Source organism: Paraburkholderia sp. CI3 (genome assembly GCF_050436505.1).
GTDB lineage: Bacteria > Pseudomonadota > Gammaproteobacteria > Burkholderiales > Burkholderiaceae > Paraburkholderia > Paraburkholderia tuberum.
On sequence record NZ_JBNDMI010000001.1, the window covers coordinates 92993 to 114898 of the forward strand.

Sequence of the window (21906 nt, forward strand, 5' to 3'; positions counted from 1 at the left end):
ACCATAACGATCGGCCAGTCCGTGCCCCGGTGCCACGTCTTTCGATGGAGCCGCGCTGTTGGTCGAATGCGGTTAGACGGTTGATCAGCGTCGCCGGCAGACCCAGAAAGCGGGCGGTCGCGAACTCTGGCTGAGCGGCCGTCCCTAGCCGAGGCCGATCTTATGATGAACAGATTCGCGCTGCATGCGCGAGTGATTGGCCGCCCAGGCCACTGATGCCTACATCCGGCATGACGCAGCCAGCGTTCGATTCTGGATGACCGAAGAGCAGGCGTACGCGCTCGCCGGTCAGGCCGGGCTCGCTTTCATTAAAGATGCGTTCGCAAGTTGGCGCAATTCAAGGCTATTCCCGAGATGACAAGACGATGCCGGACCGTCTTGCCAGACGATGCCTGCAACGGACTCGCGAACCACGCCGGGCGGGCACGAAACTTCCTGACAGAACGATGGCCCCAAAGAAACGACGTGCAAAATGGCAGCCTGCTGCTCTCTATCTCGCACGAGTGCCCGGCCGAGGTCAGGAAGACGTGGAAGGAGGTCGATATGCGATTCATTGCGGTTGCGACAGACTACGACAACACTTTGGCGGAAGGCGGGCGCGTTGCGCGCGAGACGTGGGATGCGATAGAGCGCCTGCATGCTTCGGGTCGCCACGTCATTCTCGTGACCGGCCGGCACCTTGACGACCTGCGCAGAGTTTGCGACCGGCTCGATCAGTTTTCGCGCGTCGTCGCGGAAAACGGCGGCGTGCTGTTCGATCCAGCCACCGAGGAGCAACGTCTGCTTGGCCCGCCGCCGGTGCCGGCCTTTGTAGATGCGATGCGCCGGCGCGGCGTGAACCATCTTGGCGTCGGCGCCGTCATAGTCGATACGGTAAAGCCGCATGAAGTAGAGGCGCTGGAGGCAATCCGCGAGCTCGGCCTTGACCTTCACATCGTGTTCAATGGCGATGCGGTAATGATCTTGCCACCAGGTATGACGAAGGCATCGGGGCTTGCCGCGGCACTCGACGAGCTGGGGTTCTCCCCGCGTAACGTCGTCGCTATCGGCGATGCCGAGAACGATCACCCGCTCCTCGAATATGGCGAGGTCGCGGTGGCCGTCGCGAACGCACTGCCGGCGCTAAAGGCAAAAGCCGATTTCGTCACGCTGGGTGAGCACGGGCGGGGCGTCATAGAACTGGTGGGCCACATCCTGGCCGACGACCTGGCTGGACTGCCGCGGCTGGGCGCCAAGCGCGCCATCCTGCTCGGACGCGAGGCGGGGCGCGAGCCGGAAGTCGAAGTGAGGCTCGCCCCTTATGGCACCGTGTGTCTGCTCGCCGGCACCTCGGGCGGCGGAAAGTCGACGGTCGCGACCAGCTTGCTCGAGCGCATCGCGGAAGCAGGCTATCAGTTCTGCGTCATCGATCCCGAAGGCGACTATGGAAGTTTCGACAACGTACAGGTGCGCGGCGACGCTGATCATCTGCCCTCGACCGACGAGGTGCTTCAGGTGTTGCGCCGTCCTGACCAGAGCGTGATCGTCAATCTCATGCGTGTCGCGCTCGATGAGCGCGCGCGGTTTTGCGCGTCCTTGCTCGCGCGTCTTCAGGAGATGCGCGTCGAAACCGGCCGTCCGCACTGGCTGATGTTCGACGAGGCTCATCATCTGTTTCCAGCCTCCGCCGATGTCGCCGACTTGGCCCTGCCCAGGCGACTCGAAACGGCGCTAGCGATCACGGTTCATCCACACCACGTATCTCCGGCCCTCCTCTCGCAGGTCGATACGCTGCTCGTGGTGGGTGCGGCGCCGCAGGAGACTGTCCAGAGCTTCGCACAGGCCGCGGGCCGTCCCGCGCCGGATGCGCACGACGTCTCCCTTCGTGGTGGAGAAGCGCTGTTTTGCCGGTTCGATTCCGACGCTGGCACGCCGCGGGTCGTTACGATCGAGCCGGGGCATCTTGAACACCGACGTCACGTCCGGAGGTACGCGGAGGGTCTACTGATCCCCGAGCGGAGCTTTTACTTCCGCGGCCCGGAGAACCGTCTGAACCTGCGCGCGCACAATCTGGTGCTGTTCCTCGAAATTGGCGATGGCGTGGATGCGGAAACGTGGCTCTTTCATCTGCGCCGCGGCGACTATTCGCGCTGGTTCGAGGACGTCATCGGCGACCGAGGCCTCGCCGACGAAACCCGCGCCATCGAGTCGAATTGCGCTGACGACACTGACGCCGGTACGGCGCGTGCAAAAGTCCGCGCAGCGGTAGAGCGCCGGTACACACAGCCGGACAACCCTTGCCTCCCAGTTTCGGCTGCGTAGCGGCGCTTCCAGAACTGCGGGTCCATGGCAGCGTTTCGGCAACACGACGGGCGCTGGCGTGACCCGGGCATCGACGTAGGCATTCACACTGTGCGAACAACTTCATGCGATGAGAATTCCGGCGCATCTCCTTTTCTCGCCATAGGATGTCTGCTCGTTTGACAACATGAGCCTCCGGGCGAATCGGCACTTCAATTACATGTCCTTCGTCGCGACGGCTCGACCGGCCGCCCCCAGAATCGGCCGTTCCAATGACGGTCCGCGCCTTGGTATGAATAGCCGCTCCTGGCCGGAAGTACGCATTGACCCAACCTGCAGGAAAATTGCCGATGACGACTCCAATGCCCCCTCTGGAGAGAGTTCGCTGAACTGGCGCAATCGGCCAACTCCTGCCGTTCGCCGGTGCGCTCAAACGGTCATTCGAATGTCGGCTCGACTCACATAGCAGACCATTGGCCGCCAATTACCTCGTCGCTTCATCGACGCAGGGTGCTTCGGCCTGCGAGCGAAATAACCACTCAAGCATGTTCGTGGTTGCGAACGGGCCCTCTTGCCAGGTTCGCATGGTTGACGTTTTCTTCGCTCCATAAGAAGCCGCACGCAAGGCACCGCGGTATACATGAGCCTTGTTCCCACCGTCACCAAGGTGTTGCTTAAATGCCGCTTCCACCCCTGACCAATAGATCGTGCTCGCAGGTTCTTCCGGATACGCAGGCTGGTGCGGGGACGTCGGCCGATTCGGGCCCATCGACCAGCCGCCCCCGGGTAGTCGCGACGTATGGTGCAATCCGGGGAGTGTTGTCGAATCTGCCATCTGTCGGTTCGTCCCCCCCGACCGGGGAGGCGTCCACACGCAGGGCCATGCCGACTGCCTTGCCAGGCCGGCCTTTGGGGCTGACTGACTTACCCCCCGAACTGCTTGGCAAAATCGCCAAAGAGGGCGGTCCCGAGGTACGCAAACTGCTCGGGCAAACAAGTCCTCTGTTGAACGCCCTGGCGAACGCTGAGGTTACGTCACTCCGCGGCAAAAACATCGGGGTCTTGCAAACGATTGAAGAAGGGAAATATCCCCTGCTGAAAACACTTGATCTGTCGCCGAGGTCGCTGAAGATTGGCGACAAGGGCGCGCTGAAGCTAGCCGACGCGCTGCGCCATCCGAACTGCAAGCAGCTCACCTCGCTTGACCTGGGAAATAACCTGATTCGCGACGAGGGCGCGCGGAAGCTGGCCGCCGCGCTGCGCCATCCGAACTGCAAGCAGCTCACCTCGCTTAACCTTGGATTGAACAAGATTGGCGACGCGGGCGCGGGGGCGCTGGCCGACGCGCTGTGCCATCCGAACTGCAAGCTCACCTCGCTTGACCTGAGTTTGAACAGGATTGGCCACGAGGGCGCGCAGGAGCTGGCCGCCGCGCTGCGCCTTCCGAACTGCAAGCTCACCTCGCTTGACCTGGGATTGAACAAGATTGGCGACGAGGGCGCGCAGGAGCTGGCCGCCGCGCTGCGCCATCCGGACTGCACGCTCACCTCGCTAGACCTGAGAGGGAACGGGATTGGCGTCGAGGGCGCGCGGGCGCTGGCCGACGCGCTGCGCCATCCGGACTGCAAGCTCACCTCGCTAGACCTGAGCGCGAACAACATTGGCGCCGAGGCCGCGCAGGAGCTGGCCGCCGCGCTGCGCGATCCAAACTGCAAGCTCACCTCGCTTGACCTGAGTGGGAACAAGTTTGGCGCCGCGGGCGTGCAGGCGCTGGCCGACGCGCTGCGCGATCCAAACTGCAAGCTCACCTCGCTTGACCTGAGTGGGAACAAGTTTGGCGCCGCGGGCGTGCAGGCGCTGGCCGACGCGCTGCGTCATCCGGACTGCAAGCTCACCTCGCTTCACCTGAGTTCGAACGGGATTGACGACGAGGACGCGCAGGCGCTGGCCGCCGCGCTGCGCGATCCGGACTGCAAGCTCACCTCGCTTGACGTCGGCGACAACGATATTCGCGAAGCGGGCGCGCGGGCGCTGGCCGCCGCGTTGAGCGATCCGGACTGCAAGCTCACCTCGCTTGACCTGAGATGGAACGGGATTGGCGAGGCCGAAGCGGAGTTGCGTACGTTGGCGCATACGTTGGGCCGAGCCTTTCTTGTCGATTGATGAGGAGCGACGCTATGCGGCTTGCGACCCGGATAGCCGCCTGATTGCGGCGCAACCCGAGAAGAGTCGGGGAGAAGCAGCATTGCTCCGCCTGCAGGCCTGTCAGGCGCGTCTGGATAAGCTACAGGCACCCATCGTCAGGCCACTGCCGCCCCTCACTTTGCCCAGCTCAGCGAGGGCCTTGATGCTGCATGGAATGCGCCGGGCGTTACCATGCGCACGCGCCAGCAACTCGTGAGGGCCCTGGTTGTCAGCTGAGCAAACCATACCGGCAGTTGACTTGTTGATGGACTAACGACCGCAAAGGCCGTGCAATTGCCGACCGACAACGAAGGCACGAATGACCGTTGCACCTGGAAGCCGCCATTTGCCTCTCGCGAGCACCAACGGCCGGAGAGGGGCGACTTGCGACGATCATCCGCTGCGGGCCGGCAAGCGATTCTCAATTCAGCTATCGGACCGGGTCCGGCCAACTCCTGCCGTTCGCCGGTGCGCTCAAACGGTCATTCGAATGTCGGCTCGACTCACATAGCAGACCATTGGCCGCCAATTACCTCGTCGCTTCATCGACGCAGGGTGCTTCGGCCTGCGAGCGAAATAACCACTCAAGCATGTTCGTGGTTGCGAACGGGCCCTCTTGCCAGGTTCGCATGGTTGACGTTTTCTTCGCTCCATAAGAAGCCGCACGCAAGGCACTGCGGTATACATGAGCCTTGTTCCCACCGTCACCAAGGTGTTGCTTAAATGCCGCTTCCACCCCTGACCAATAGATCGTGCTCGCAGGTTCTTCCGGATACGCAGGCTGGTGCGGGGACGTCGGCCGATTCGGGCCCATCGACCAGCCGCCCCCGGGTAGTCGCGACGTATGGTGCAATCCGGGGAGTGTTGTCGAATCTGCCATCTGTCGGTTCGTCCCCCCCGACCGGGGAGGCGTCCACACGCAGGGCCATGCCGACTGCCTTGCCAGGACGCAAACAGAGCGCGCTAACAAGTCGTGTGGAGGAATTGCCTCAAAATCAAGAGATCGATCCACCAGCAGGAAAAACGCGCACTTCGGCAGATTCGCTACTGAGAATGCAAACTTTATCTAAGCTCACTGGAACACGCAGCACTTCTCGCAGGCCTCCGTTGCCCACGATCACTTCGGACGGAATCCATTGCACAAACGCATCAGGGCAAAATACTGCGTTGGACCCGGAGGAGCTGCGACGCTGTGAAAGCGCCATAGCCGATCTGAAAAATCACAAGAAGAATGTCGAGGATGCGACGGCGAATGGATACCAGCCTGACGAATCGGATGGTGATATGAAATGCCTTCCACTGCTCGTGGAAGCGCAGAACGCCCTCAACCCTGGTCTAAAATTACTTTATTTCGATTCGCCAGATCATTTGGCCGAACATGTCGACGGCCGCACAGAGGACGTTTTTCATCAGCGCGCAGTAATACGCGCTCATTTTCCCCGGGAAACTGTCCACCATTTCGTGGTCGACATCTACAAAGAAAATGGGAAGGTATCCCTAATCGCCGTCGATACCGTTGAACTTGCTTTGTTTACTCTCGTGCATTGTCGTTTCATATCCAAATCGAATCACACGAACAAGAGTTCGCTTTTTGTAACGGAATCGCAAAACAGCCCTTCAGACTGCACGATTTTTAGTCTGTCTCACGGAAAAAAAATGGCTGATCACGCGAATCGCTTCGTCGATTGGCACCGCCTCCAGCTATCCGGACGACCCATCGCGGAAGGCGCGACGAAAAAGGACAAGTTGGGATTGGACGTATTTGAGCATGGATGCGAGATATTGCCTCTGTCATTCAGCAAGCACATGCAATCCCGCAAGAGGCTGAAGGAAATCACCGCAAAGCGAAGCGACGCAAATCGGCCGGTCAACAAGCTCGGGAAGACGCTAAAGGAGCGATTCGAATCGAATGTCGTTACTCGCAAGGACCGCTCCTTCAAAGAACGCACCTACAGCGGATCCATAGAAGCCAAGCGACTACTTTTCATTAAACAAGCTATCGACTATTTCGAATCCCGAATAGCGGCGGGGGTATTGCGGACTTCGCGGAAGATCGGCGACAACAGCGCGCGGGAGCTGGCCGCTGCGCTGCGCAATCCGAACTGCGAGTTCACCTTGCTTGACGCGTCTAAACGTCCGTCTGAGCGATGACGCCACGAAGCTGCCGCTGGCGCAGGACGAATGTTTTCGAACGGCGACTTCCGGTGATGGGTGCTGGACGCGTACAGTTGGCCATGAAAAGCCGTTCGGCCCAAACTGCCCAACGGCTGTTAATGGCAGCAGTACGGCCTTATGGAAAGCTTCGCATAAGGCCGAATACCTGTACGGGAGTGGCCGTACCGAGCGACCGTTTGAATCCGCCCCGTGTACCGGACGCTCGCGCGGCACGCCGTCACCTGATCGGTCAAAGCGCTCTGTCTCAAACGTCCCCGGGGAGACAGGGAAAGGTGCGCCTCACCCGTTACGGCCCTCGCACGATGCTCGACCTTGTCAGTCGGGGACTCTGCGGAATACGATCGACAACTGCTCTGCAATAGAATTGTAATCAAGCCCGCTGATCCGGTCGGCTTCGTAATCGAAAAAGGCATCATCCTGGATTGGCGTGAGCCGCGTCGCGAAGAGCGCCCCAGTCTTGTCGACGAAGGGCCCCCTCAACACCCTGCAACCGGGACACGAATGTCCTTGCCCGTTGCTGTTGTTCTTCGGTACCTACGGTTTGGCCGAGGCTTTGCCACATGGCAGGCAAATCGTCGAGTCCTCGCTGTAGCCCTCGACGGTGCAGGTTTGCGGTGCGGGCGATCTCTTCTGGCGTCCGTGTATCCGTCTGAGATATCCGCCTCGCCACGGCCGGCGCGCGAGGGCCGCCGCTTGCTGCGGCCCGCACGGCTGCGGCGCCGCTGAGTGCGTAATCCGGGATCTCGTCGCGGCTCACGCCTGCTCCGAGGAGCATCGGACCATGGGTGAGCACCGCCCGCAGCGCCTCGTCGCCGCCGCGCGCCATATAGGCGACTGCACCGTGAGTGAAGCCTGACTGAATGAGCGCCGCCCGCAGCACGGGCTCGGCACCGCCGCTTGCGTAATTCGTGATGTCGTCGCGGCTCACGCCTGGGTCGAGGAGCGCCGGGGCATGGGCGATCTCCGGGATGGCCTCCAAGCGGCATCTGCTGCGCGCTTCACTGTATCGCAAACAGCTTGTAGCGCGGTTTGTTGCCTGGCGCGGATTCACCGGGCTCGCCCAAAATCCGTCTATCAGTTTCTGATCAGTGAGCAGTTATGCTAACGAGTTTCCCGATTTCGATAACTTGACAATGCCATCCTGACTGCTTTAACGGATACAACCGGCCGCGAGAGACAACAAGTGCTCGAAACGCCAGAACCACGACCTGTGATCGTCGCCGGCCGATGTACTCATGCTGACCGATAGGCGACCGCCTGCTGTCACAAGACCAACAACAGGAACCGCTTCTACGTTCAGCAAGAGGTAGGCCGCGCTGACACGGAAACCAGACGCTGAAGTGGCGAAAGGGAGGCGTCCCAGATTCGAAAGTACAGCCTGGTAGCCGAGCTCACGGGGAAGCGAGGCCCATAACTCCCTCGCATCATTGTCGTTCTTGATGTTCGACACTATCGAACGCATCGCCGTGACAGCGTTGTGCAAGTGTTCCACCGTGCGCGACCGATCTAACTGCAGTCGGACGGCTCGCGCAATCTCCCAGAAACTGTTGGGCTCGGCTGCGACGACCGAAGTGACACCCGACGTGATGTATAAGCCCAAGTCGTCTTCAATTGAAGGCAAATGGTCACGTGCATTGATGGGTGAGAGACAGCTTCGCAATGGGCCCTCCATTGCAATGAGCGCGGCGGCCATCACGGCGCTGTGAAGAGTGGTTTGTTCGTGGTGGCAGCGCAAAACCAGTTCATCGACGGCGTCGGGCGGGAATGAAAACATTGTGATCGCGGGCAGTTGCGAAGACATGTGAGCCGATGTCGTCGATACATCATGAAGCCGCGGAGCATCGAACGGTTGACCGATCAATCGATCGAGACTCGCGCGGACCGGCAGCGCTGGGCGAAAGGCGTGCTCCACCGATTCCAGAATATCCCTCGCAAGATAGGCAGCGGACAGTCCGTCGCCAATGGCGTGGTGAACCGCCAGCATCATATGCGACACCGATTCGTTTTGAAGGAGGCGTACCCGTAGCAATGGTCCGCGCTCCGCGTTGAAAGGAGTGGCGAGCTCGAGTGCCGCTGTATCGAGCCATGCTCCCTCCCCGATCTGGTGATCCACCTGAAACGGGATAGGCTCGTCGGTTGAGACGAATCGGGGCGGCATTCCCGAGTCACTGATGATACTGACTCGCAATAATGGATGTCTCTGCTGAGCCGCGGTCAGGGCGGCGCGGAGAGAGGCCTCGCTTAAAGGCAGACCGTCGACCTGCAGCACCAGAAGAAAATGTTTCGGAAAGGTGCGATCGGTAGCCCACAGGAACCGTTCGAAGGCGCCCAGTTCACGCATCAGGAAATGGGGCGATGCACCCTGTTCCATGGAGTTTTGTTCGGAGTTTGACATATCGGATAGATGGAAGGTAGCGAATTCCGTAATTGCTGAACCTCAACCTGCATTGAGACTGTGTGTCGAGCGTGAATCAACCTTTCGCCGCAAGAGGTAGTGCAAGCGTGGTCAATACGCTGCGGCCATAGAAAGCAACCAGTAGCGCCTAAGTTCGATTCCGTCGTCGCTGGGCGTGAAGTCCAGCTTGTCCGGTGCAACGATGGTGACCGCGCGCAAAATCGCATCGTTGGCCGCTGCAGACCCGATGGTTTCGCGCTCAGGACGCCGCCCTATGCGCGGATAAAGACGTCGAAGCCACCAGATCACGATACCTCCCCTGTGAGCGGGGCCTCGTCGAGGGGAACCTTCAGATAGCGCCGACCGTTGGATTCGCGCTCCGGGAGACGGCCCCCTCGAAGATTCACTTGCATTGCTGGGAATAGCAAGGCAGGCAATTTCAGCGTCCGGTCTCTTGCCGTGCGCATCGTGACGAAGTCGCACTCGCTGATGCCATCGCGCACGTGAATGTTGTGCAGCCGCTGTTCGCCAATGGTTGTACAAACGCGCACGTCCCGCCCTGCAGGCGGATAGTCATGACAGACGAATACGCGGGTCGTCTCAGGAAGTGCGAGCAACCGCCGGATCGACGCATACAGCGAACGTGCGTCGCCGCCCGGAAAATCGCAACGTGCCGTGCCCAGGTCGGGCATGAACAGCGTATCGCCAACAAAGAGCGCATCACCTATCAGATACGCGGAATCGACGGGCGTGTGCCCCGGCGTCGGTATGGCCCGCGCTCGCAGTGCGCCAATTGCGAACACTTCATTGGGTACGAACAGATGGTCGAAGCCGTGGCTGCCGCTGAGATCAAATGTCGTCGAGAACATCGAACGGACGTCGGCGATATTGCCACCGATCGCGATCTCGCCACCTGCCTGGCGCTTGAGTTCCGCAGCGCCCGACAGGTGGTCTGCATGCGCATGCGTTTCGAGAATCCAGGCGACGCTCAATTGCTGCTCGCCGATAAACGCGACAATGCGATCGAGCGAAGCCGTCGATGTGCGTCCCGATGCGGCATCGTAGTCGAGCACGGGGTCGATCACCGCGCAAGACGAACCCGCGCCCGCGTAAACGATATGACTGACGGTGCCCGTCACCGCGTCATGAAAGGATTGAACCTGGGGAAACATTGAACACTCCTGAAACGTAATGCACTAGATGCACGTGGCGCGCACGAGAAAGAATGCGCGTTGCGCAGTGGGCGTTGCCGCCGATGGCGTGTGATCGACATAGCGTCCGATCTGCACGTGGTCGAAAACCGGCTTCGAAGCAGGCTTCGCGAAAAGTGGTGGGCTCGTAGACGCGAAAGTGGTGCTGGTTGAACGGCATCGTTAGCGACGTTTCGGGCGTCATCGCGGCGATGACCAACTGGCCGTCGTCACGCCGCATGCGGCGGAGTTCGCGCGGGTTCACCTGCAAATCCGGCCAGAAATAGACGCTGTTGATCGTGATGGCCTCGTCGAACGACGCGTTTGCGTAGGGAATGCTGGCGACGTCTGCCGTCGTAAGCGCGACGCGTCCGCGCGCAAGAGGCGCGGGCGTTGCGTTCGCGGGCTGCGGCTGTCATCGTCGGCGAAATGTCGATGCCAACGAGGGTGAGCCGCGGCGCACGCGCCAGCACCGATTCAATGTCACGTTGTCCGGCGCCATGGAGTGGACAGACGGCAACCGCTTGCCGTCGAACGCGAGCGCGGCATAGGGGTCGTCTTCGATTACGATCAGCCCCATGCTGTGCGCATTCTTCGCGACGTTCTTGCACCGCTGGAACGACAGATGCGCGTCTGTGGGGTTCTGGAAGTTGGGCTGCAAATACAGCAGTGCCACGCGTTCGGGTTCGATGCATTCGAGCGCCTTCGACACGATGCCGTATTCGTCCGTCTGCACGTTTACGAATTCGGGTTCGTAAAGCGACAGCGACTGCAATGCGCCGAGATAGGTCGGACATTCGACCAGCACCGCAGCTTGCGGATCGACGAGAACCTTGCCGACCAGATCGAGCGCCTGCTGGGAACCGTTCGCGATCAGCACATTGGATGGCGAGACCATATGCTGGGCAGTGGAGTGCTCGCGCGCGATCCATCCGCGCAACCGTGCGTAGCCGTCTATGGTGCTGCACTGGAATAGATCGGCGTCGGGCGCGTGCACCGCGCGTGTCGTCGCATCGCGCAGCGCGGCGAGTGGAAAAGCAGTGTGTGACGGAATGCCGCCCGCAAACGAAATCATTTGCGGCCGTTCGGTTAGCTTGAGAATTTCTCGAGTCGCCGAACCGTTCAGCACGCGCGCGCGTTGCGAAGTGCGGCGCTCGACATGGGATAACGAATTTGCCACCTGATCGCTCCTTGGACGAGCGTCATCGTACGCATCGGTGGCAAGACGAAAAAGACGGCTCAGGGCGTAAAACTGTTTCCGCACGGAAACGATGTGAAAGCCGCAGTGTCGCTCTGCGCGTTGTATGGAGCGCGCGGGGCACCACATGGTACCCAGTCGTCGAGATATGCCGGCAGTCCTTCGGCGAGGAAGTCGACGGTTGCGCCCATCGCCTGGGTCATGCCGCGATGCGACGGGAACACGAGCCTGAGCGTGCCGCGTGGGATGTGCCAGTCGGGCAGTACGCGCACAAGTAGCGCGTAGGAGTTCGGTCTTGCACATCGGCGACGGCAGCGCGGACGACGCCGAGGCCTGCCATCGCCGCGAGCCTTGCAAGCGGCGCGTCATTGCAGCGTAGACGCGCATGATACGACACGGTCGCGGTGCGGCCATCTGACGCGTGGAGCAGCCAGGTGCTGCCGCTATCGCGGCGCGCCAATTGCATCACGGCCACGCCGTCCAGTTCATACGTTCGGCGGGAGGTCCATGCGCGAAGAAAGTGAGACTCGCAACCAGCACGACGCGCGTCTGCGCGACAGGCCGCGCGATCAGCGGCGAGCTTTGCAGCGGCTCCGTGTGACTGCGCAATGCTATGTCGTAGCCTTCTTCGACGAGATCGACATACCGGTTGGAGGTCAAGAGATCGATGTCGATGTTGGGATGCTGGGCGAGAAACGACGGCAACAGAGCATCAAGCGCCATGCGGACAATGCCCGTTGCACATGTCAAGCGCACGCGGGCGACAGGTTCCGTCAAGCGCGCCTGTCAGCCTGTTCAGCTGGCGGCAGTCCGCTGGATGCCAACGTCTTTCATCAGCCCCTTCCTGATCACATGCATCACTTCGATGCCCGACAGAATGACGCGGTCGCAACGAAAATCCTTGAAGCCCATCATCGGTTTGACGATCCGCTTGCTGGCGCGATGGTTTTGGTCGACCATGTTGTTCAGGTATTTGACCCGGCGGACTTTGATGGGTGTTTCCCGTTCGGCGTTGATGGCTTGCGGGGCGACCAGATTGGCTCCGCTCTTATCCACAGTGATGGTCTCCGGCTCGCCGTTCTGACTGATGACCTTCTCGAAATAGCGACGCGAAGTTGCCTTGTCACGATGGGCCCGACGCTCAATTTTGGTCCGCCGAATTTTGCCTCAGCCTTTATTACGACAGAGCCCCGTAAACGCCGTCTTCGACTATTGATCAGTCAATGCCTGGAGCACGTGATATCGCCCTCCGGGCAATTGAGCTGCTTCGCGAGATGTTTCGTCTGTGCCTCGGTAAGTGCAGTGAGACACATCGAATAAGCCATGAAACCAGCGCTGCCGCCTTGGGCGTTCTTCGTGTCGAACGCGCACTGCGCATCGCGCCAGGCAAGCCAGGCGCGTTGCGCGCGTAACAGGTTAGCCATCGCTGGTTCGCTCATATGGCCCATCAAGGCTTGATACACCTTGTTCAGTTCACGGTCGGCTTCCTTGAAACTGCGGTCAGCACAGGCATTCATGTTCGCCTGGTCGCCTGCCTGCGCACAGTTGCCGGCGCCTGCGTGCGCGTATCGAGACGTGCCGAGCAGCGCAAACGTGAGAATTGCAATCGCGTAACGCACAAGCATTCCTTTCTGATCAGTTTGGGTTTGTTGCATGAGCCGACCATGCTCATCATCGCCGCAATCGCAGACATTGACGGATGCGGCCGACGAAGCCGTCGATCAATTCCCGACGTTACCGACGCGAATTCGCATGGCTCTGTCCACAAGCGTACGGGTGTGTTCACTATGCGGCGCGCAAGATTTCGCTTTATCACGCATGAATTCGCAGTCGGTCTCTGACGCGCAATTTTTTCCTGGAAACATTGTTGCAAATCCAGTTGGGCGGTTACAACAGCAACCATTCATTTACTTGGGAAAAGGCTAGATGCAACTTTTCAGGAAGCGCATACGGGCGCATAGCCGGCGGTAGAACGCACCGAGCGCCGAGTCGCCGCGCGACAGGCTCATCGCTGCCATTTTCGGTGCCTGCCTTGCATGGTTGGCGAAGGGTCGGGTGCTTGACGCTGGCAAAGCGGCTCAGGTCCGGGCCGATCCCGGCGGGGATGGTCATCACAGTTGCCACGGACAGGCCGTTGATGCGCGTGAGGTCCACGCCCGCCCAGCGCGCGAGCGCGGCACGCGCGTCGAACCGCGGGGTCTTCTTTTGGCGCTTCTTGTCCGGACCAGCCAGTTCGACGTCGTGACGCTCGAGCGGGACCAGCAGCGCCTCTGTCTTCGCGTCGCACTCGAGGATGCGCTGGGCGACGCTGTCGAACATCGCCAGCGCCAGCGCCTGCGCGAGGACGAGCAGGTGTTCCTCGCGCAGTTGCCGGTCAGCGCCCGGATGACTTCTTCGGTACTGGCTTTGACGAGACTGTGGGCGAAACCTGTCGTCGAACGATGGGGATTGTGCTGCAACCCGTCCATGCACTCAGCGCACCCAGCCCTCGGTCTTCATGATGGCGGCACCACGGTCGCTGTTCAGGAAGTCAAGGAATTGTTTTGCCTCGGGGTCCGCGTCAGACGCAAGGACAACATTGACGTCGCGCCAGATCGTACGTTCCTTGGCCAACACGACGTAGTCAGCCTTTTCTGAATGCGTGATCGGCCAGTCTGGCCAGGTGATCCATGCATCCGCGTCCTTGTCGACGAACATCCTGAAGCTCGGACCGCTTCCTTTTCCGAAGCCGACAATGTTCTTGCGGAACCGCTTCACATCGTCGAGGCGTCCTGTGCGACCGGCAACATCCTCCCAAACTCCTGTGCCGGACGTATTGGCAACGCCTGCACCCTCGGTGACCACAATCCGCATGCCATCTTTAAGCAGGTCCTCGAACCTGTGAATCCCCTTGGGATTACCTTTCTTGACTGCGACGATCGCCGGGCGGATGTAAATCGGCGTCACGTCGTCCCAGGAAAAATTGTTGTAGGTCTCCAACAGCGCGGTCATATCCTCCTCCGCAGTGCCCCACAAGATGTCGGCGTCCGCTTGAGCCTTCTTCGACCAGGTTGGCTCGGGGCCACCCGTCACTTCAACCTTGATGCCCGTTTCAGTGGTGAACGCCGCCGCAACCTTCCTGAATGCAGTGTCCGGCCCGCCAGCACCGTAAAGCCGGACAACACCGTCATGGGCATTGTGCTTTATCGACGGATCGAGATCCTCGTGTGCAGAGAGAGGAATCGCGAGGACGGCCGGAATTAGCGCGGCCAGCAGGAATCTCGTGAGTTTCCTAAGCATGATGTCTCCATTTCGAAAGGTGTCAGCGACGGTTGGTCCACGTTCTATGCCGACACCACTGCAAACACCAACACGCGGCGTTATATTTCAAATTGTTTTGGGAACGGCAACTCTCAAAACCATAGAAACAAGGCACGAACGGACGTCGGCGTGCGCCGTACCCGCCGCGCACAGACACGCCAGCGCGGCCGCAACGCATTCTCTCAATAGACAAAAAGGGTCGGTTTCAAGGTGCCGGAGCGAAGCACGGGACTGGCGACTGGCCTATGCGTGAATAGAAGCGTCGGCCGGCAAAGCCAACCCGAGCGATGCATCGCAATTCTCGAGCCGCGCGAAAAGGTTTCGAACCGCGCCAAACGTTTCCCCTCGGAAACGGTGTTGCGCCAATGAACGTTTGTTGCACATAGGTGAAACTTCACGAAAGAAATGAAGGAGGCGTGGATGAACACCGCAGGGCATTCGGCTCCGTACACTGGTTGAGAAATGGCTTCTGCTGTGTTCCGGAACGCAGCTTCGGGTGGTTCGGTTTGGTCGCACGCGAGGCTCGCGATATGTCCGGATTGAGGCGCTACGTGCGGAACGGCTCCTCGTATTCTTTTTCTTCCAGCACGACGACGGCGCGTGGCGAGTGTTTCTGCCTGACCATCGCCTGTCACGCTGACGGAGACGACAACGCATGAAATTGCATGACAACGCGCCGGGCAACGCCCGCGCGATCCTTGACCGGTGTCCCGAAGGACGTCGAACCACCGGTGCGCGGACGCAAGCGAGCGTCCCGCCGCTTGCAGCGGCGAATCGTCGCCGGGCGTGACAACCTCCGGCGTCATGACATGAACGGGAACCGCTGGCGGGCACGAAGACGCGCCATGAGGGAGTGGTCCGCATGACCCATCAACGCCCTCATCCCTAACTGTCAGCCTCCCGGAACCGGTGGCAGGACGCGCATGACACCGGGACGAAGCAAAAGACATCCTTTGCGAGGCGTTCATTGCCGTCGCCTTGATCATCCGGGCGCAACCCTGGCTCGGCGAAGCACGCGCGCAGCAAAGGTTGAGCAGATGGTGTGCGCGCTCGTGACCGAGCATCTGCCAGCTGGAACCACGATGGCGGAGTGCTGGACGTGATCGGAAATCGCGCGTACTTTGCTGGGTCCCGCATAAGGGTTCGAACTTTGCCTTGGCCCGAAAGTGCACAGACTTCCGCGAAGTGTGGCTGTCCCAGGCCAATATCTTCGGTTCGATGTAGAGAAGCTTGGAAGAGACTGTCTTGCTGCAGTTCAGCACGCTCGTCTCAGCAATGAGATGCTACGACATCAGCGAAGGCTTGCGCTGGATGGCAAGACCGATATTTTGACGTTTGATACTTTAGCCGTGCCTGAGCCGTGTGCGATATAAATTGCTTTACGGTTCTTCGGGAAGGGAGCAGCGGTAACGCAGCTCTCTTACCCGCTCACACCTGCCACAACTGAACTCCCGTCCGATAATCGCGTTTACTCTCCGGCGCCTCGCGCCGTGGTTGCGTTCGTTCACAGCATTCAGACGCATTTCAGAAGCGAGGCACATCTTGGCTAGTCGCCAATTAGCCTTTCCAGCAGGCTCTCCCAACCTCGATGCGGTCGATCACCATCGAAACCCGCAATCAGCTGAGCGAAAGTGCGAACCCGTGCACGGAAAAACGCTCGGACTGGCCGAAACTGCATTTTTCGCAATGCAGTTCACCATTGGTTACAGCCGTGGGAAGCGTCGCTTTGCTACCTTGACCGCTCCACCGTTCGTGAACGTGCTGGGCAACCGAAATCCGCGTTGCTCAGTCCCATGTCCGGCATTGATGGCACTAAGCGGTCTGTACGAGGAAAGGGAATTGGAAAATACGACGAACGAATACCAGGCGGCGCATATTGGGGAAATCGGTATGGTAATCGATGAACAAGGTCAGCATCCTGCAAACGCGATGGCAGCTGGCTCTGTGCGCAGCATGGAAAGACGCCATCGGGATGCGAAGACTTTCGTGCTGGTCCACGGTGCCTGGCATGGAGCGTGGTGTTGGAGTCGGGTCGCTTCAAGACTGCGTGCGCGCGGTCATACGGTGCTCGTGCCGACATTGACCGGGCTCGGAGAGCATGTTCATCATTTGAGTGGCTCTATTAATTTAAGCACTCATATTCAGGACGTCGTGAGCTTGATCGACGTCGAGAGTCTCGACAACGTTGTTCTTTGCGGTCATTCCTATGGCGGCATGGTCATTACCGGGGTTGCCGACCAGCGACCCGCCGCGGTGGGCGCGCTCGTTTATTTGGATGCTTTCGTCCCCGAGAACGGGCAATCTGTCTTTGATCATACTCGCGCCGATTTTGTCGCGACGCAACTCGGTCGGGCTGCGGATAACGATGGTTTTTCCATTCCGCCGCCGCCTGCCGCCATCTTTGGCGTCAAACAGGAGGATCAGCCCTGGGTCAATGCGAAATGCTCGCCCCAGCCTCTCGCGACGTTTTGCGAAAGGATCAGGCTGACAGGCATGTCGTCGAAGATCGCCAGGAAGACCTATATTCTGGCAACCGGTTGGCACGATTCTCCTTTTACCGGATTCTATGAAGCGCTCGCGGTAGATCCGTCGTGGAACACGATAGATGTAGACGCGGGGCACGATGTGATGATCGACGTACCGGACAGACTGGCGGAGCTTCTCGAGTACAAGTGTTGACGCAGTCCTGCTCCGCAAGCTGAGCGGGGTTCGTGCGCGCATGGACAATAGGGCGCTTGGGGATACCCCGCTTTCGCGGACAGTTCTGCAATTGAATCTAGGCCGGTGGCAGATCTCCATTTGAGATGATGCTGCGGGTTGTCCACGGCGGGGCGGCGGGTCGCCTGTCCCGACCGTGACGCTGCCCGACGGTGGCCAACCCGCAGGTGGACAACGTCGCTGTTTTTGCAGCGTGCAGCTATTCGTAGGCGAGGGGCGAGCGATACTTCAGGCTGCTATGGAGGCGGGCGGTGTTGTATCAGCCCTCGACGAATGAGCAGATCTCATGCCGCGCCTACTCATGCGTATCGAAATGAGTGCGTGCCAGCAGCCCACACTCCAGGGTTGCGAAGAATCACTCGCGCATGGCGTTGGAGTTCGCAGACAACTGCGGCAAGGCTCAACGATGAGCCTGGACGGTGTCTACGACTGCCGGGCCAATCGCAAGTGCATCTTCAACCGGAACATGCATCCCGATATTCCAGAGAACCCGCGTGGATGTAAAACGGTCAAGCGCGGTCGCTGCGCATCGCGCTGTGGTTGCGCTCGTTTGCTGCGTTCCGACACAGTCGCTAAACGAAACGCATCTTCGTATCGCACGTCTGGTCACCACCATTCATCGTTTCTCGCAGGCTCTCCTACCTCGATGCGGTCGATCACCATCGAAGATCAGTCGCATCAGAACCCTTAGTTTGGCCCGTTCGTCGTCCGGTATTGAATCCCGGATATGGCTAACTACGCGATCGTTCTCGGCAAACTCGGCCCCGAACAGATTTGCTCTGGACAACTCCTCCACCAAGGCGTTCATCTGCGCCTCGCTGAGTCCCATTGCAGTCCGCGTCACCTCAGAATCGAAGCGGGGGCCTCGCAGCGCAACGATGCGCACAAGGGTCAATGCATCGGGAGAAAGCTGGCCGAGTTTTTGGTCGAGTCTCCTGCGTTGCGCATGAGCAATCTTCTGAGCAGCCATTATGCCGGCACCCGTAAGCATGATGACGTTTCGCAACCATTGCATGGAGCCGGGCCGGCCTGCACCCGTCGTATCCAACCCCTGAATCACCGTAAAGTCGTGTACGCCCTGTGCGTGGAGATGATCGACAAACTGATTCAATTGCTCGGCGGTTGGCTGATAATGTCCGCTCATCCGATTGACCAGTTTCACCTCGCCATGCTCAACCTGAATCTCTCCTGCCGCTGCAACCGGCTTGCCTGCCAGGAAGCTCGAATGGTGAAATTGGCCAGGCTTATGGTTGCAGGACACGTAGACCTCTCCGTCGTAGCTCATGACGAAGATGGCGCGCCCGGCATTGCCGTGTGCGGTGCGCGCACGCTGCGTATCGACCTGCTGGCCGGCAACGTTATACAACCGGCCGTCCTTGATCGTAACTCTCAGAGACGCGCGTTCTTCCGCGTTCAAGTAAGCAACCGGGGAGCCGAAAACGGCACCTGTCTCCTCACCCTGGTAATAGGCCATCAGCGGCGCTATATCCCGATACCTGGCATCCGTTGGGGCAGGGTCGGACGGAACCCGTCCCGGCAACAGAATCCGCGTCACGTCCGCAATGGAGGCGAACATCGCGCTGGCCGTGTCGCCATCAGGTGGGAGCTTGCCGACTGGATTCGCGACGGCCTGCGGCAAACACTGGGGAAACAGCGTTTGCTCAAGGTGAACATGTCGCGGCGTGGTAAATACTGTTCCTTCTGGCGGCGAGTCCGCGCTGATCTCGCCGTTCGCTACAAACGGCTGCGCCAACCCTCGAGTTGCCAAAGCGGATAGCGCGGTGAAGGCGAGCACCGTTTTGGAATTGGGTAAAGCTTCTCCGTTGCGCGGTTGCCGAGACACCGATGAAGACGGACGGCCAGGTCGCGCCAAAAGGAGTCCGGACGGGGGCGACGGCTGAGCCTTGGATTTCGAGTCGGGCGTCCCCTTCTTCAGATCGGCCGCGTCCGGCTCAGGTTCAACGATCCAATCCTTTGCGGTCCCGATCCACTCCGTCACAAACCGCATAGCCGGTACCTCATAAATGGTTGTTAGCGCGAACTCGCTTCTCAAAGACATGAGCGTAGCTGTGCGTTTGCCGCTCAGGTGTAGCCGGTGGTATTTGCGGTGACAAAGCGAGCAGGACCGGGATGCTCGCTTCGCGCCACCTATCGCTTAGCGTCCAGCCTTTGTTCGGCGGAGCCGCAACTTTTCGCAGCAACGAATGGGTCGACAGAGCGACTTAAGAAGCACCGAACCAGTGGGTGCGATCCTCACGCCAACTTGACATCCGTCAGCTATTTCGGTTGGTGCGCGCCGGACAGCGTATGGCACTGGTCACACCGGCATTCTCACGTTGTTGGCGTGTTGACGGAAATGCGGCGACAATCCGGGGCATGACACGAGCCACCCTGCAACACAACCCACCTGCCACCGACGCCATTTCTTATGCCGGCTACCGGTTCGCGCCCGACGTGATCAGCTATGCGGCGTGGTCGTACTACCGTTTTCCGTAGAGCCTTCGCGTGGTCGAGGAGTTGCTGGCTGCGCGCGGCATTGAACTCACGTACGCCCCGTAACGGGCAATCCCATGCTGGATCGCTTCTCCGCATAACATAGCGATCCTAATGTTAAACATTTTCGCTTGCGCGCACTCCAGCAGCGTGACACTACCATTTTGGTCAATTGGCGCACGGGATTGCTGTGCCGTCACGCGGTGTGAGCAACGGGCACGACTGCTCGCCTGCTGCGGACGCGTCGAGCTGATGGATCAGCTGGCGCAGGCGCGGATACAGCTCGGAGCGCCAGACGCCTCCGGAAAAAAGCCCATAGTGACCGCAGCCGCGGATCGTCAACTGATGCCTGCGCGGGCCATCGAGCCCCGTGCAAAGATCATGCGCGGCATGGGTCTGGCCCGGCCCGCAAATATCGTCCCGTTCCCCTTCCACGGTGATCAGGGCGGTATCGCGGATGGCCTGGGGACGTACGGGCTCACCGTCCACCTGCCAGGTGCCGCGCGCGAGACGGAACTCCTGAAAGACTACCCGAACCGTCTCAAGATAATAGTGGGCCGCCATATCGAGCACCGCGTTGTATTCGTCGTAAAAGCGGCGATGTGCTTCCGCTGCCTCGGCGTCACCGGAAGACACGTCGAAGTAGTAGTTCAGGTGCGAAGCCATGTGACGCTCCGGATTCATCGCCACGAACGCCGCGTGTTGCAGAAAGCCCGGATACACCTTGCGGCCGGCACCAGGGTAACGGCCCGGCACCGTGTCTATCAGCTCTCGCTCAAACCACCCGAGCGACTTGCTGACCGCCAGGTGGTTGACGGCCGTAGGGCTGCGGCGGGCATCGACTGGACCGCCCATCAAGGTCATGCTATGAGGCGTCGCCTCGCCACTCGCCGCCATCAGCGACACGGCAGCCAGCACCGGCACGGTCGACTGACAGATCGACACAATGTGAATGTCCGGTCCCAGGAGGGAAAGGAACTCGCGCAGGTACGCGACATAGTCGTCGAGACCGAACGGTCCCTCGGTGAGCGGTACAGCGCGGGCGTCGCACCAGTCTGTGACATAGACGTCGAAGTCCGGCAGCATCGTGCGCACCGTTTCGCGCAGTAGCGTCGCGTGGTGGCCGGACAGCGGCGCGACGACCAGCACGACCGGGTGCATGGGGTGGACGGCGCGCTCGAAGTGCAGCAGCCGGCAGAAGGGCTTGTCCAGCACGACCGTTTCGCTCACCGCGACCGACTGGCCACCGATCGTGGTCTGTGTCAGGCCGAATACCGGCTTCGTATAAGGTTGGCAGAGCCGCACCAGTAGGTCGCAGCCTGCCGCGAATTGGCGAGCAGGTAGCGCGGACGGAAAATCCGACGGCGCAAAGAGGCTTGCGGTGGCACGAAGCCATGGAAGGAAGGGTGCCCAGGCCGCGCCGTGCAGCTCACGTAGTTGGTAAGGCATCAACATTTCACAGCTCCTCGGCCAGTCATACGTTCATCGGATAACTGCACATTAGGCGTGCGACCGATATAGTGAAAATACATGTTTAGCATCGATACAATGCTTATTTGATATGGCAAGGGGGCAATGAATTTCACTCATTTGGCCGCTTTTTCTCTCGGGGTAAGCCCGGGAGCCGAACCCTGGCAGGCCACCCGCCGCCTGGTAATTTCACGGGGCGGCGCGCGGTTCGAAGCCGTACGCAAGAAGCGCCCTGCGAGTTTCTGGTCTACGTGGAAGACATGGCGGCGCCAGGCACGAGACCCTCCGCGCCTGGCGCCGCTTTACATGCGTATCCGCGCTAGCGGTACGCACGCATTCAGATGCGCCCGTGGAACACGGCGGCGGTAGCGGCTTGCGCGTTAAAGAGGAAAAAATTTACGATTGCGAGGGACGCGGCGAAAACAAACGACTTCTTCATTAGAAACTCCTTAGGTTTAAAAGTCGGTGTGAAGGATAAGGCCGACTGAGACGTATTAAACCCG

Annotated in this window: 14 protein-coding genes and 4 pseudogenes; 5 read left to right on the forward strand and 13 right to left on the reverse strand. The window is 60.0% G+C overall.

The features are described from left to right. Window positions 1-465: 465 nt before the first annotated feature. The 3 genes from OKW29_RS00445 to OKW29_RS00455 all read left to right on the forward strand — a co-directional run bounded on the left by OKW29_RS00445 (window position 466) and on the right by OKW29_RS00455 (window position 6615). Window positions 466-2301 (forward strand): HAD hydrolase family protein, encoded by a 1836-nt coding sequence (locus OKW29_RS00445; RefSeq protein WP_429289536.1) that lies wholly within the window; start codon window positions 466-468, stop codon window positions 2299-2301. Between the two features lie 861 nt (window positions 2302-3162). Further along, window positions 3163-4443 carry a hypothetical protein gene (locus OKW29_RS00450; RefSeq protein WP_429289537.1) on the forward strand — a complete coding sequence of 427 codons (1281 nt, stop codon included), beginning with the start codon at window positions 3163-3165 and terminating at the stop codon, window positions 4441-4443. Between the two features lie 948 nt (window positions 4444-5391). Beyond that, window positions 5392-6615: a YopJ family acetyltransferase gene (locus OKW29_RS00455; protein WP_429289538.1), complete on the forward strand. Its 1224-nt coding sequence runs from the start codon at window positions 5392-5394 to the stop codon at window positions 6613-6615. 436 nt (window positions 6616-7051) lie between these two features. Here OKW29_RS00455 and OKW29_RS00460 read toward each other — a convergent pair whose 3' ends face one another. Continuing rightward, window positions 7052-7618: a hypothetical protein gene (locus OKW29_RS00460; protein WP_429289539.1), complete on the reverse strand. Its 567-nt coding sequence runs from the start codon at window positions 7616-7618 to the stop codon at window positions 7052-7054. Here OKW29_RS00460 and OKW29_RS00465 point away from each other — a divergent pair. Next, window positions 7611-7724, forward strand: a pseudogene (locus tag OKW29_RS00465) (IS6 family transposase); the annotation flags it as partial. The gene OKW29_RS00460 and the pseudogene OKW29_RS00465 overlap by 8 nt on opposite strands. Window positions 7725-7789: 65 nt before the next feature. On the opposite strand, the gene OKW29_RS00470 reads toward OKW29_RS00465, so the two are convergent. From OKW29_RS00470 to OKW29_RS00515, 10 genes and pseudogenes are all read right to left on the reverse strand, one after another. Continuing rightward, window positions 7790-9010: a condensation domain-containing protein gene (locus OKW29_RS00470; protein ID WP_429289540.1), complete on the reverse strand. Its 1221-nt coding sequence runs from the start codon at window positions 9008-9010 to the stop codon at window positions 7790-7792. 135 nt (window positions 9011-9145) lie between these two features. Then, window positions 9146-9343 (reverse strand): hypothetical protein, encoded by a 198-nt coding sequence (locus tag OKW29_RS00475; protein ID WP_429289541.1) that lies wholly within the window; start codon window positions 9341-9343, stop codon window positions 9146-9148. Beyond that, on the reverse strand, window positions 9340-10206 hold the full coding sequence (locus OKW29_RS00480; RefSeq protein WP_429289542.1) for an MBL fold metallo-hydrolase: 867 nt from the start codon (window positions 10204-10206) through the stop codon (window positions 9340-9342). The genes OKW29_RS00475 and OKW29_RS00480 overlap by 4 nt, the downstream gene beginning before the upstream one ends. Further along, a pseudogene (locus tag OKW29_RS00485) lies at window positions 10178-10579 on the reverse strand (hypothetical protein); the annotation flags it as partial. The gene OKW29_RS00480 and the pseudogene OKW29_RS00485, both read right to left, overlap by 29 nt. Before the next feature lie 60 nt (window positions 10580-10639). After that, window positions 10640-11404 (reverse strand): aminotransferase class I/II-fold pyridoxal phosphate-dependent enzyme, encoded by a 765-nt coding sequence (locus tag OKW29_RS00490; RefSeq protein WP_429289543.1) that lies wholly within the window; start codon window positions 11402-11404, stop codon window positions 10640-10642. Window positions 11405-11887: 483 nt separating this feature from the next. Further along, entirely contained in the window at window positions 11888-12178 is a 291-nt protein-coding gene (locus OKW29_RS00495; protein ID WP_429289544.1) for a LysR substrate-binding domain-containing protein, read from the reverse strand. A gap of 39 nt (window positions 12179-12217) precedes the next feature. Then, window positions 12218-12559: pseudogene (locus OKW29_RS00500) on the reverse strand (DDE-type integrase/transposase/recombinase); the annotation flags it as partial. An 83-nt stretch (window positions 12560-12642) separates the two neighbouring features. Further along, a complete protein-coding gene (locus tag OKW29_RS00505; protein WP_429289545.1) occupies window positions 12643-13041 on the reverse strand; it encodes a lysozyme inhibitor LprI family protein in 399 nt (132 codons plus the stop codon). A gap of 327 nt (window positions 13042-13368) precedes the next feature. Beyond that, a pseudogene (locus tag OKW29_RS00510) lies at window positions 13369-13842 on the reverse strand (IS110 family transposase); the annotation flags it as partial. A gap of 52 nt (window positions 13843-13894) precedes the next feature. Next, on the reverse strand, window positions 13895-14701 hold the full coding sequence (locus OKW29_RS00515) for an extracellular solute-binding protein (protein ID WP_429289546.1): 807 nt from the start codon (window positions 14699-14701) through the stop codon (window positions 13895-13897). A gap of 1563 nt (window positions 14702-16264) precedes the next feature. Between OKW29_RS00515 and OKW29_RS00520 the strand changes: the two genes are divergently transcribed. Then, window positions 16265-17401, forward strand: coding sequence for an alpha/beta fold hydrolase (locus OKW29_RS00520; protein ID WP_429289547.1), 1137 nt, complete (start codon window positions 16265-16267; stop codon window positions 17399-17401). 655 nt (window positions 17402-18056) lie between these two features. On the opposite strand, the gene OKW29_RS00525 is transcribed toward OKW29_RS00520, so the two are convergent. After that, window positions 18057-19448, reverse strand: coding sequence for a hypothetical protein (locus tag OKW29_RS00525; RefSeq protein WP_429289548.1), 1392 nt, complete (start codon window positions 19446-19448; stop codon window positions 18057-18059). Between the two features lie 653 nt (window positions 19449-20101). After that, on the reverse strand, window positions 20102-21382 hold the full coding sequence (locus tag OKW29_RS00530; protein WP_429289897.1) for a polyhydroxyalkanoate depolymerase: 1281 nt from the start codon (window positions 21380-21382) through the stop codon (window positions 20102-20104). Window positions 21383-21906 lie beyond the last annotated feature (524 nt).

What these genes read in the sequence shown, in the direction of transcription:
- OKW29_RS00450 (WP_429289537.1), top strand. Translation starts at nt 3,163, where the DNA reads ATGCCGACTGCCTTGCCAGGCCGGCCTTTGGGGCTGACTGACTTACCC.
- OKW29_RS00455 (WP_429289538.1), top strand. Translation starts at nt 5,392, where the DNA reads ATGCCGACTGCCTTGCCAGGACGCAAACAGAGCGCGCTAACAAGTCGT.
- OKW29_RS00470 (WP_429289540.1), bottom strand. Translation starts at nt 9,010, where the DNA reads ATGGAACAGGGTGCATCGCCCCATTTCCTGATGCGTGAACTGGGCGCC.
- OKW29_RS00480 (WP_429289542.1), bottom strand. Translation starts at nt 10,206, where the DNA reads ATGTTTCCCCAGGTTCAATCCTTTCATGACGCGGTGACGGGCACCGTC.
- OKW29_RS00515 (WP_429289546.1), bottom strand. Translation starts at nt 14,701, where the DNA reads ATGCTTAGGAAACTCACGAGATTCCTGCTGGCCGCGCTAATTCCGGCC.
- OKW29_RS00525 (WP_429289548.1), bottom strand. Translation starts at nt 19,448, where the DNA reads ATGCGGTTTGTGACGGAGTGGATCGGGACCGCAAAGGATTGGATCGTT.
- OKW29_RS00530 (WP_429289897.1), bottom strand. Translation starts at nt 21,382, where the DNA reads ATGCCTTACCAACTACGTGAGCTGCACGGCGCGGCCTGGGCACCCTTC.